The following is a 12212-nucleotide window of genomic DNA, read 5'->3' on the forward strand; positions in this document are numbered from 1 at the left end:
CGGCCTAGCGCTCCACCAGCGCGATGCGCTTGTTGTACCAGTTCATGAACGCCGAGATCGACAGGCTGACCGTCAGGTAGGCCAGCATGATCAGGGCGATGTTCTCGATGGCCTGACCGGTCTGGTTCAGGGTCGTATTGGCCACCGACACGATGTCCGGATAGCCGATCGCGACCGCGAGCGAGCTGTTCTTGGTCAGGTTCAGGAACTGGCTGGTGGTCGGCGGCACGATCACGCGCAGGGCCTGCGGCAGGATGATCAGCCGCATGGTGACGCCGGGCTTCAGCCCCAGCGCCGCCGCCGCTTCCCACTGGCCCTTGCCCACCGCCTGAATGCCCGACCGCACGGTTTCGGCGATGAAGGCGGCGGTATAGAGGGTGAGGCCAAGGGTGAGTGCGGCAAATTCCGGCGAGACCGAAAGCCCGCCCTGGAAGTTGAAGCCGCGCAGTTCCGGCATGTCGAGCGCAAGCGGCGCGCCCATCACCGCCCAGACCGCAACCGGCAGGCCGATCAGCAGGGCGAGAGAGGGGATCAGCGTCTTCGGCCGGTCGCCGGTCGCCGCCTGGATCCTGCGGGCCCGGGCCAGCAGCAGGCGCACGGCCAGGATCGCGACGATGAGCGCGATCAGCGCGCCCCACCATGCGGGATGGTCGGCCGGGGCCGGCATCTTGAAGCCGCGATTGCTGAGGAACACGCCCTCGATCGGCTGCAGCGCCTGGCGCGGTGCGGGCAGAACCTCGGTGATCAGCCCGTACCAGAAGAACAGCTGCAGCAGCACCGGGATGTTGCGCAGCGTCTCGACATAGATCGTCGCCAGCTTGGCGAGCAGCCAGTTGCTCGACAGGCGGGCGACACCGATCACCACGCCGATCAGCATCGCGAACACGATGCCGATCAGCGACACCTTCAGCGTGTTGACCACGCCCACCCAAAGGGCACGGGCATAGGTGTCGGTCGCATTGTACGGAATGAGGGATTCGCCGATCGCAAACCCGGCCTCGCGGCTCAGATAGTCGAAGCCGGTCTGGATGTTGCGGGTGGCGAGATTGTGCAGGGTGTTGCCCACCAGATACCAGCCGATGGCAATCACGATTGCCATGGCGATGATCTGGAACAACACCGCACGCACGCCAGCGTCGTTCAGCATCGAACGACGGGGCGGCGTGCCGCCCGGGGCGGAGGTGCCCGGACGGCGGCTGGTGTCGGTCATCGGCTCTGGAAGCCCTTCGCTCGTCGCGGATGCGTCACGGCGGCCGGGGTCCACCGGTGGCACATCACGAACAGCAGCCCGAGACGGCCGAGGGGGCCGTGATCAGCCGATCACGCCCCCCTCAGACCCGTTGGGTCGCCGGCCCTCGGCGGTCGCCGGCGCCACCATGCAGGCGATCAGCGGATCGGGTCGGAGTACAGCACGCCGCCGTCGCTCCACTGCGCGTTCAGGCCGCGCTCCAGCTTCAGCGGGCTTTCGGGGCCGACATTGCGCGAGAAGATCTCGCCGTAATTGCCGACCTGCTTGATCGGGCGATAGGCCCACTCGTCGTCCAGGCCCAGCGTCTGGCCCATGCCGGGCGAGGCGCCCAGGATGCGGCGCACGACCGGGTTCTCGGACGAGGCCTTCATCTCGTCGACATTCTTCGACGAAATGCCGTATTCCTCGGCCTCGACCAGGGCGTTGCGGACCCACTTCACGATGGTGAAGTATTCATCGTCACCGCGGCGCACCGCCGGTGCCAGCGGCTCCTTCGAGATCGCCTCGGGCAGGATGATGTGGTCGTCCGGATTGGGCGCGTTCACCGAACGCAGCGCCGCCAGACCCGAGATGTCGGTGGTATAGGCGTCGCAACGGCCCGAGAAATAGGCCTTGTAGGATTCCTCGAAGCTTTCGAACACCACCGGCTGCAGCTTCATGCCATGGGCACGGAAGTAGTCGGTGAGGTTGAGCTCGGTGGTGGTGCCCGACTGGACGCAGACGGTGGCGCCGTCCAGCTGCTTGGCGCTGCTGACGCCGGCGGCCTTGGTGATCAGGAAGCCCTGACCGTCATAGAACCAGGTGCCGACGAAGAACAGGCCGAGCGAGGCGTCGCGGGTCAGCGTGTTGGTGCTGTTGCGCGACAGAAGATCGATTTCACCCGACTGCAGCGCGGTAAAGCGCGCCTGGGCCGACAGCGGCACGAACTGGACCTTTTCCGCGTCGCCGAGGATGGTGGCCGCGACCGCACGGCAGAAGTCGGCGTCCATGCCGCTCCAGCGGCCGGTGCTGTCCGGCGCCGAGAAGCCCGGCAGACCGGTGTTCACGCCGCAGCGCAGCGTGCCGTTCTTCTTGATCGCGTCCAGCGTCGCGCCGGCATGGGCGGGCGCGCCAAGCGCCGCGACGGCGACGGTAGCCGCAAGCGCGGCCACGAAGGTCTTGATCGACATGTGTATCGCAAAGCCCCTCATCTGCAGGCCGATGCCGCCTGATCGGCGGACTCCGGACGCCCACATGCGGCCCCCCAGGGCCCGCGATGCAAAACGTCCGTCCGACCTGCGTCGTTTCGAGCGGAGCACGGTTGTCCTGCGGCCCTCCCGCCGGATCCGCGGAGCGCGCCCCCCCGGACGCGTTCCTGAAAGCTCCACATCTTCCCCTGTTCGTTGGTAGCACACCGGTCAATCGTCATGCAAGCGTGCGCCCTGCCCTTGCCGAGCCGGGTTGTCAGCGGCGGCTGCGCGCGTTGAAATGCGCCCGACGGCGCAAGGGCGCGCCGAATGCACGGATCGAGGAGAGCCGGAACCATGTCCGACGAGACGCGTCCCGACGCGGCAGGGGCACACAGGAACGAAGATCCCCACGGGATCGACACCCGGATCGTTCATGTCGGGCGCGACCCCTTCGCCAATCACGGCATCGTCAACCCGCCGGTGCATCACGCCTCGACCGTGCTGTTTCCCACACTCGACGCGCTGGTGAAGGCCGCGGCCGACCCCACCCGCGGGGTTTATTACGGGCGCTACGGCACGCCGATCACCCATGCGCTGGAAGATGCCTATGCCGAACTGTCGGGCGGGGCGCGGGGCATCGCGCTCGCCTCGGGCAAGACGGCGATCCTGGCCATGCTCACCGCCTTCACCGGCGCCGGCGATCACGTGGTCGTGCTCGACAACGTCTACGAGCCGACCCGGGCGCTGGCCGACCAGTTCCTCGGCCGCTACGGCGTCGAGGTCACCTATGTCGACCCGATGGCGGGGGCGGCGGTCGCCGATCATTTCCGGCCGAACACGAAGCTGCTGATGCTGGAGGCGCCGGGCTCGCTCACCTTCGAAGTGGCCGATCTGCCGGCGATGATCGCCGCGGCCAAGGCCGCCGGCGTGCGCACCGCGCTCGACAATTCCTGGGCGACGCCGCTCTATCTGAAGCCGCTCGCCATGGGGGTCGACGTGGTGATGGAGGCCGGGACCAAATATCTGGTCGGCCATTCCGATGCCATGATGGGCGTGCTGTCGGCCACCGAAGAGGCCTTTCCGGCGCTGCGCCGGGCGGCGAGCGAGATCGGCGCCCCTCCGGGACCGGACGACTGCTATCTGGCGCTGCGCGGGCTGCGCACCCTGTCGGTGCGCATGGCACGGCACCGCGAAACCGGCCTGGCCCTTGCCCGGCACCTGGCCGCGCACGACATGGTGCGTCAGGTGCTGCATCCCGCCCTGCCCGGCTGCCCGGGCCACGAGGCCTTCCTGCGCGACTTCCAGGGGTCGAGCGGCCTGTTCGCGGTAGAGCTTCAGCCGGGCAGCCGCGACCGGATCGCGGCGATGGTCGACCACATGGCCCTGTTCAAGATGGGCTTTTCCTGGGGCGGCTATGAAAGCCTGATCCTGCCGGTCGATCCGCGCCGGGCCCGCACCGCCACCCGCGACCGCTGGACCGGCCGCGGACCACTGCTGCGCATCCATGCCGGGCTGGAAGACCCGGCCGATCTGATCGCCGATCTGGACGCGGGCCTGGCCCGCTATGCCGCCGCAGCCGAGGCCTGATCAACAGGCGGCGGCAGGCGGCCCCCGAGACGAGGGAGACGTCATGACCGCCGCCATTCCCATCGCCCCGGCTGTTCTTGCGCTTGGCCTTGGCCTTGGCTTCAGCCTCGGCCCGGCAGGCCCCGCAGCTGCAACCGATCCGGCGCCCGGCACCCGGCTCAGGGTCGATGCCGACCGCCTGCCGGCCCCGGGCAATGCCCCGAGCCCGGCCAATTCGCCACAGACCGTCGACCGGCCAAAGGGCGCCGGCCTGCGCGTCCCCGACGGCTTCCGCGCCACGCTTTTCGCCGAGGGGCTGGTGCATCCCCGGGTGATGGCGGTCGCCGCCAATGGCGATGTCCTGCTGGCGGAAAGCCGGGCGGGCAGGATCACCCTGCTGCGCGACGCGGATGGCGACGGCCGGGCGGAGGTCCGCGAAACTCTGATCGACGGCCTGGCCCGCCCGCACGGGATCGGCTTCCGCGAGGGCACGATCTGGGTGTCGGACACCAACGGCGTCTGGCGCTGGCCCTATACCCCCGGCGACACCCGCATCACCGCCGATCCCGAAGCCATGACCCCGCCGGATGCGCTGGGCAGCGCCGGCGGCCACTGGACCCGCGGTCTTCAGCTCGATCCCGAGGGGGAGGGCTTCTGGGTCTCCATCGGCTCCCGCGGGAATGTGGGGGTGGAGCCCGAGCCCCGGGCGACCATCCGCCGCTTCGACGGGCCGGGCGATGGCGGCCACAGCTTCGCGACCGGGCTGCGCAATCCGGTGGGGATGGCGATCCATCCCAGGACCGGCGCCTTGTGGACCGTGGTCAACGAACGCGACGGGCTGGGCGACGATCTGGTGCCCGACTATCTGACCCGGGTCCGCGAGGACGGCTTCTACGGCTGGCCCTATGGCTGGCCCGGTGCCGGCGGCGACCCGGTGGTCCAGCCCGGGCTGGAGGGGCAGGACGAAGGCCGGCTGGCCCGGCTGATCACCCCCGATTTGCGTTTTCAGGCGCATTCTGCACCGATCGGACTGACGTTCTACGATGGCACAATGTTCCCGGAACGATACAGTGGCGGTGCCTTTGTCGCCCTGCGCGGGTCCTGGAATGCGGCAGAGCCCCGCGGCTATGTCGTGGCCTTCGTGCCCTTCGATGCCGACGGCACACCGGCGGATGACGGGGTCTACGAGGTTTTCGCCTCGGGTTTCCGTCGCGATGACGGCGGGCGTGGAAGTCCTGCGCAGGTATGGGGCAGACCGGCCGGAGTGGCGGTAGACCGCGCCGGTGCCCTGCTGATCGCCGATGATACCGGTGGCACGCTTTGGCGTGTTGTCACAACCGGAAACTGACCGGATTTTCAAGCTGATTGCGCAGTGATATGCCGGCGGCATGGCACGGGGTTTGCCAGAAGAGGGGCAACCGAACCGGATGGTTCGCCCCATTTTCGAGCGAGACCCCCCATGAGCGCGCTGATCGGCATTCTGAACGGCAAACCGGTCGGTGACCGTTTGCATTCTGCACTGGACAAGCTGGACCCGGCACGCATCGTGCGGCGTGACACCCGTATGTTCGCGACCCATGGTGCCGCCGCAGGTCTGGCGGCGATCGGGCCCGAGCTTCCCGATCAGTTCGTCACACGCCCGGATGTCGCCCGCCCCGATGCGCGGCTGATCCGTCTGGGCCAGGCGACGCTGGGTATCGTGGGCCCCGCGCCCGCGATCTGCCGGCTGGGCCTGGGCGACGGCGCGGTGGAACCGACCCCCGCCGATCTGCGCCGCAACATCGCCCTGGCGGCGCTGCTGGCCGATCTGGACCGGCCCGGCCAGGATACCGAGCTGGCGCTGCGCCGGCTGATGGACCGCACCGGCGGCGGCATGTCCTTCACCCTGCTGATCGACGAGGATCCGCGCCGGATGTTCGTCGCCCGCGGCGAGACGGCGCTGTGCTTCGCCGCCGGCGATCACACCGGCCTGGTCGCCAGCGACGAACGCCTGCTGAGCGGGGCGGATCCGGTGTCGGTGGGGCTCCGGCCCGGCGATGTCGCCACCCTTTCGGCCGATCGGGTGCGGGTCGCCGATGCCTGCGGCCGTGTGATCGCCCGCCGCATCGGCCCGGCCGCCCGGCCGGCCGATGTGCCGCCGATGCCGGCTGCCGGCCGCGATCTCACCGCACATGATCTGGACCATCTGGCCCGCGCGGTGCGCCTGGGGGCCGGGCTGACGGCGCCGGACGCGGCACCGCTGCCGGTGTCGGCGGCAGCCGGCATCCATGGCCGCATCGCCTTCAGCGCCGCCGCCCCGCTGATGCCCGCCGCCGCAGCAGCCGCGGATCTCTGGCGGCGCTGCTATGGGCTGGAGGTGCTGGTCCGGCCGATCGAAGACGGCGCCCGCCCCTATCTGCCGGTCGATCTGGCGATCATCCTGCCGGACCCGGCCGATCTGGCCGGGGGCACGGATCTGCCGCGCCGGCTGCGCCAGGGCGGCGCGCGGTCGGTGACCATGCTGGTGGCCGATGCCGGTGCCAGCCCCGCCGCTTCCGGTCTGGATGCCGTCTGGCGGCTGCCGCTGCCGCGCGAATACGGCGTGGCCCCCACGCTTTCGGCCCTCGGCCTCATCTCGGGTCTGGCCGCCATCGGCTCGCGCATCGCCGCCCTCGGCAACGGCGCGCCCCGGCCGCGGCCCGGGCTTCATGATGCGGGCATCGCCCCCCGGGTCGTCGCCCGCGTGCTGAACGCGACCGCCGACCGCCTCGCCACCCCGCAGCCGGCGGCCTTTGCCGATGCGGCGACGGCCCAGATCGACCGGATCGCCGCGCGCATGATCGCGAGCGGCCAGCGCCGGCTGGATCTGGAACTGGCGGGGCCGGTGCTGGACCCGCGTGTCTCGGGCGGGATGGCCGAACTTGCCTGCACGCTTTTCGCCGAAATCGCCCAGGTGATCTGCCTGCCCGCGCAGGACGGGGATCCGTTCGGCCGCCCGTCATCGGGGGCAGCGGCTGTGCGCCCCCTGCCGGCGGCGCCGCGCCTGGACCCCACCACGGCGATCGGTGCCGCGGCCGGCAGCGAGAACGCCACCACCGCGGCCGGGCTTGCCGGCGCGATGGTCCTGGCGGCCGCCGGGGCGATGCGCACCGCCCATGCCTTCGCCCGGGCGAGCGGGGCCGCACTCGGCCGTCCGCGCTGCCTGACCGGGCTGCGCGGCAGCTGACGGCGGCCGGATCAGTGATCGGTCGGCGTCTCCGACCAGGCCTGACGCTTGCGATAGATGGTCGAGGCGCTGATGCCGAGCAGGGCGGCGGCGCGGGGCACGTTGCCGCCACAAAGATCGATCGCGCGTTCGATCGCCATCCGCTCCACCTGCCAGAGCGGCCGGATCTCGCCCTCTGTGCCATAGATGGCGGCGGTCTCCGGCTCGCCCGGGTCACCGATCCCGTCCATCTCGTCATCCGCAACCGGTTCGAAATCCAGCTCGGGCGGCGGCGCGCCCGTCGTTGTGGGCCTGAGCGACATCGCCTCGGCCTCGCGCAGCTGGCCGGGCAGCATGTCGAGGGTGAGAACCTCGCCGTCATTCAGCACGACGGCACCGTGAAGCACGTTGTAAAGCTGGCGGATATTGCCGGGCCAGCGATAGGCCGCGAGCGCCGCCTCGGCCGCCGCGTCGATCCGGCGGAAGCCCTTGCCTTCCAGGGCCGCCAGATCGTCCAGAAGATGGCGGGCGATCAGACGCACGTCGTCGCCGCGCTGGCGCAGCGGCGGCAGGTGGATCGGCACCACATGCAGACGATAGTACAGATCCTCGCGGAAGCGGCCGGCCTCCACCTCCACCAGCGGATCGCGATTGGTGGCGGACACGATGCGGATATCGACCCGCTCCGTCACGCCCGAGCCCACCTTCTGGAAGGCGCCCGTCTGCAGGAAGCGCAGCAGCTTGCTCTGCAGTGCCAGATCCATCTCGCAGACTTCGTCCAGGAACAGCGTGCCGCCATGGGCACGGGTCGCAGCACCCTCGCGGTCGGTATGGGCACCGGTGAAGGCGCCGCGCACATGGCCGAAGATCTCGCTTTCCATCAGATCGCGCGGGATGGCGGCGCAGTTGAGCGCGACGAAGGGCCCGCGGGCGCGCGGGCTGCGGGCATGCAGCGCCTCGGCCGCCAGCTCCTTGCCCGTGCCGCTCTCGCCGGTGATGAAGACCGAGGCGCGGCTTTGTGCCGCCCCTTCGATGATGCGGTAGATGCCCTGCATGACCAGCGACCGGCCGATCATGCCGCAATAGGCCTCGCGCTCGCCGATGCTGTCGACCAGCCGGGTAAGCGTGCCCAGCGCCAGCGCGTTGCGCACCGTCACCACCAGGCGCTCGGGCGGGAAAGGCTTCACCAGGAAGTCGTGGGCGCCGGCGCGCATCGCCTCGACCGCCACGTTCACCGAGCCATGGGCGGTCACCACCACCACGTCGCAGCCGCCGCGGCGGCGCAGATCGGCCAGAATGTCGAGCCCGTTGGCGTCCGGCAGGCTGAGATCCAGCAGCACCAGCGCCGGCGGCGTCGCCGCGATCCGCTCGAAAGCGGCTGCCGCCGTCCCCACGGCCACGGCAGGAATGCCGGCGCCACGGAGCTGTTCCGCGTAAAGGCGGGCCAGAAGGGCGTCGTCTTCGATGATCAGAACTTCCGATGCGCTCTCGTCCGCCACCATACCGCCACGTCATCATACTGCCCGATGCGGTGACCATGGGTCCCCCCGGCCACCCGCAAAACAAGGCTAGCAGAAGACCGGGGCGCGGTCAGCGTCCACGACGACACCCGCATCAGGTGTAGGGCGCGCCACATGGCGCCGGTCTCAGTTTCCCGGCGTGTCGAGCACCGGCTCCCGCGCGGTCGCAGCTTGCAGAAGCCCGGGATCCGCGGCAGCCGACAGCTGATCGAGCAGGGCACGCGCCGGTGCATATCCGCGCGCGACGGCACGGCGGCATCGGGCCACCGCTTCCACCATGTCCGGCGGGTCCCCCGCAAGTGCACGCAGCGCCAGGGCGTGATCGGCGGCCCCGTCGCCGGCCCGCGCCGCGCGCAGCAGGCGGGCCCGCGCCGCGGCGGCATCGCCCCCGGCGGCGCGGCCGTCGAGCTGCATCAGGGCAAGGCCGGTATCGGCGGCGACGATGCCCGCACGCGCCGCCTGTTCATACAGCATCGCCGCCCGCGCCGGATCTGCCGGCAGAGCCGGGCCTGCACCCTGGTCCAGCAGGCGGGCCAGGTTGAAGGCGGCACGGGCGTCGCCGGCATCTGCGGCGCGTCCATACCAGGTGGCAGCCGCCGCCGGATCTGCGTCGCCGCCCTGCCCCTGTTCTGCCATCACCCCCAGGTAAAAGGCGGCACGGGCATCGCCGGCCTCCGCCAGCCGGCCGAACAGGCTGCGGGCGGTGGCATAGTCGCCGGTTTCCCAGGCATGGGCAGCGGTGGCGAAGCCCTGCGGCGGCGTCCAGGCCCAGGCCGCACCGGCCGGCATCATGGCCGCCAGACCGATCACGACCGCCCTGCGGAGTGCCGTCTGCACCCCACGCCCCTTCACCCTGCCCAGCCTCATGTCACCCCCGATACGCACCCCGTCCGGTGCCAATAGGTACTCTCCCGCGCAGCTACTATTCCGCAAGCGGCGGAGGGGATGCAAGCCGGAGTGGTTCCTGAGGGTCAGCCTGCGTGGGACGGCCGCGGGAGAGCCACCCGGCTCACCATCAATCCGACCAGCGACCAGAAAACCACACCATTCCAGTTGTTGAAGAAGCTGCCATGCGGAACGGCCGGCCAGAGAATCAGCAGGATGCCGAGCCCGGCCCCCAAGGCCACCGGATCCATGCGCTGCGGCAGACATGCCGCGACAAAACCACCGATCAACGCCAGGAAGATGACGAGCCCTATGATCCCGTGCTCAGCGAACATCTCGACATATGCATTATGCGGATGGGTCGAGCAGAATTCGAGAGTCTCCGAATAGTCGGCACCCTGCAGTTTGATGTTGGGAGACCGGATTTCCGGACAGATATCCCGGAAGTTCTTCCCGCCGGCACCGACTACGGGCGACAGTTCGCCAACTTCAACACCGGATTGCCAGAGCAGACCATAAGACGTCGTGGACAGACGCGACAACGTCCCAAGCGTCGAGCCGACCTGGCGGTCGAAGCTTGCAGGGAAGGCGAGGTAGCCTGCCACCGCGCCGAGAACTGCGACCAGAAGCCCGTACCGCATGAACCGACGGATAGCTGGCACGGGTACGATCAGAGCCATGATCAGCAGACCAAGCCCTGCCAGCAGAAAGGCGCTCCGTTCGCCCGACAGGAAGATGGCAAGCAGCACCAGAAGCAGCCCGACCCCCACCGGAAACAGCCGCCGCAGGGATCCCGCTGCGGCCCAGGCCAGGGCGAAGCCCAGGCAGGGAAACATCGTCTTGGTCAGGAAGATGCCGACCTTGCGGTCATCGAACGGGCCGGTCAGCCGCAGCGGGTGCGAATAGCTCTGGACCACCCTGGTCACCCAGTACCATTCCCCCAGCGCCCAGACGGCGCTGAACAGAACGATCGCCAGCAGAACCGCCATATAGCGGTCGCGCCATTTCGGTTCGGTCAGCAGCCAGAAGCCGAGTGCCGCGGCAAGCATCGGGAATCTGAGGAAGGTGGCCCCGCGCCCGAAGGCTTCCGACACGCTGGCCAGCGCGAAGGGCGCCGTCGCCAGCATGAACACCCAAAGGACGAGCGCCAGCCGGAACCACCACGCCTGAAGCGCAACCCTGTCCCGGTCGAGGACGACATGGACAAGGAACAGAAGCGCAATCAACGAGGCGCCCACATCGGTCGGCCCCGGCCCCAGGATCATCAACAGGGGCAAGATCAGCGCAATCATGCGTCCCGCGGTCCTGAGACGATCCGGCGCCTGTGCGCCTGCGGAACTCACATCATGTCGGGACAAGGTCATCCTCTCGGGCGAAATCCGGCTGGAGAGATGTGGAAGGCCTTGCCTTATATCCCGGATCCGCCGTCGACGCGACGTTCTGATGGCTCACTTATCCGGGATTTTACCCGGAAGGCCCGCTTTCTCCGACAAACCTCGTCAGGCGCCCAGCTTGAGATCACCCAGCCCGGCGCCGGCAATACCCAGCCCGTCCATGGCGGCGAAGCCGAAATGACGCACCTCGCCGCCGACCCAGACTTTCACGCCGGAACGGCTGGCAGTACCGGTTTCGGAGACGACCAGTTCCGCCCGGGCCTGCAGGGCCACCACCGGGGCGTTGAACCGGCCCTGCGCCACGGCAACCGGGCGCAGGCCACCGGCCAGGCCCCGGCGGGCCAGGGTGCCGACCAGGGCCGCCACGGCTTCGGGGCCGGGGGTTTCTTCGGTGCGTCCGGCCAGCGGGTCGAAAAGGCGGGCGATGAAATCGGCCCCGCCCATCTCGCCATGGGCCGGCGCATAGGCCAGCACCGGCGCCTGCTCGTGGGCGGCGCTCCAGGCGGCAAGGCGGGTGAAGGCGGGGCGGATGGCGCCGAGGGTCGCGGCATCCTCGATCGGCACCAGCAGGATGCGGCGGCGGGTTGCGGCCAGCCCGAAGGGCATGTCGCCCGGCACCCGCATCGGCGGCACGCCCAGGGCCGACAGAACTTCGGCCCCGTCGAAATGGCCGACGATTTCATGAGAGAGCGTCGCACGATAGCGCAGCCGGCCATCGGCCTCGCGCAGCACCGGGATCACCCGGCCGCCGGTCTCGAAACGGATCGGGCCGCGGCCGTCGCGGCCGAGCAGAACATGGGCGGCCGCCAGCAGGCCGGTTCCGTCCACCTCCTGGCGCATGCCGTCGCGCCAGACGTCGAGCCGGGCATCGGCCTTGAGCGAGGGGGTCACGGCAACGGCCGTCGTCGCCGGCTCATCCAGCCGGGTCGCAACCTCGCAGGCATTGTCCGCACCCAGGATCACCACCGCAGATACGCCGCCCTGGCCGCTCCGGGCGTAGAGCCGCACACGATGCAATTCCAGCATGGGACCGCTTCCCCTTGTGAGAGCGTGGCGCATTCCGACCGCTGACGCTCGTCCACGAATGCCGTCGCCGCCGTTGATCGCGTTCATTCGACACCCGCTCATAATAGGCAAGAACCAGACCGTGATTTCAACTTTCAATTTAATGGACATGACATGCAGTGCCGGCCGCACGGGCCGTCCGCCGCCTGTCGGCGCCCGCGGAGGGTGTACCATGCCGCG

At 69.6% G+C, this 12212-nt stretch carries 9 protein-coding genes; 3 read left to right on the plus strand and 6 right to left on the minus strand.

Translation table 11 applies throughout. The features are described from left to right. Positions 1 to 4: 4 nt before the first annotated feature. Both WI697_RS22160 and WI697_RS22165 read right to left on the minus strand, forming a co-directional pair. Entirely contained in the window at positions 5 to 1210 is a 1206-nt protein-coding gene (locus tag WI697_RS22160; RefSeq protein ID WP_062767485.1) for an amino acid ABC transporter permease, read from the minus strand. A gap of 176 nt (positions 1211 to 1386) precedes the next feature. Further along, complete coding sequence (locus tag WI697_RS22165) at positions 1387 to 2418, minus strand: amino acid ABC transporter substrate-binding protein (protein ID WP_062767487.1); 1032 nt, start codon at positions 2416 to 2418, stop codon at positions 1387 to 1389. Between the two features lie 354 nt (positions 2419 to 2772). Between WI697_RS22165 and metC the strand changes: the two genes are divergently transcribed. From metC to WI697_RS22180, 3 genes are all read left to right on the plus strand, one after another. After that, positions 2773 to 4005, plus strand: a complete 1233-nt coding sequence (metC, locus tag WI697_RS22170) for a cystathionine beta-lyase (protein WP_082828745.1) — start codon at positions 2773 to 2775, stop codon at positions 4003 to 4005. Positions 4006 to 4048: 43 nt separating this feature from the next. Further along, positions 4049 to 5332, plus strand: a complete 1284-nt coding sequence (locus tag WI697_RS22175) for a PQQ-dependent sugar dehydrogenase (RefSeq protein ID WP_345959952.1) — start codon at positions 4049 to 4051, stop codon at positions 5330 to 5332. A gap of 111 nt (positions 5333 to 5443) precedes the next feature. After that, on the plus strand, positions 5444 to 7189 hold the full coding sequence (locus tag WI697_RS22180) for a hypothetical protein (RefSeq protein WP_345959953.1): 1746 nt from the start codon (positions 5444 to 5446) through the stop codon (positions 7187 to 7189). 11 nt (positions 7190 to 7200) lie between these two features. Here the strand turns inward: WI697_RS22180 and WI697_RS22185 are convergent, their stop codons facing one another. The 4 genes from WI697_RS22185 to WI697_RS22200 form a co-directional block, all read right to left on the minus strand. Then, complete coding sequence (locus WI697_RS22185; RefSeq protein WP_345959954.1) at positions 7201 to 8670, minus strand: sigma-54-dependent transcriptional regulator; 1470 nt, start codon at positions 8668 to 8670, stop codon at positions 7201 to 7203. A 144-nt stretch (positions 8671 to 8814) separates the two neighbouring features. Next, positions 8815 to 9525 (minus strand): SEL1-like repeat protein, encoded by a 711-nt coding sequence (locus WI697_RS22190; RefSeq protein WP_345959955.1) that lies wholly within the window; start codon positions 9523 to 9525, stop codon positions 8815 to 8817. Between the two features lie 134 nt (positions 9526 to 9659). Beyond that, positions 9660 to 10865, minus strand: coding sequence for an O-antigen ligase family protein (locus WI697_RS22195; RefSeq protein ID WP_345959956.1), 1206 nt, complete (start codon positions 10863 to 10865; stop codon positions 9660 to 9662). A gap of 207 nt (positions 10866 to 11072) precedes the next feature. Next, the gene (locus WI697_RS22200) at positions 11073 to 11993 is read right to left on the minus strand and encodes a PhzF family phenazine biosynthesis protein (protein WP_062762933.1); all 921 of its coding nucleotides are present in this window, start codon (positions 11991 to 11993) and stop codon (positions 11073 to 11075) included. Positions 11994 to 12212 lie beyond the last annotated feature (219 nt).

It is taken from the genome of Tistrella mobilis, from assembly GCF_039634785.1.
Taxonomy (GTDB): domain Bacteria; phylum Pseudomonadota; class Alphaproteobacteria; order Tistrellales; family Tistrellaceae; genus Tistrella; species Tistrella mobilis.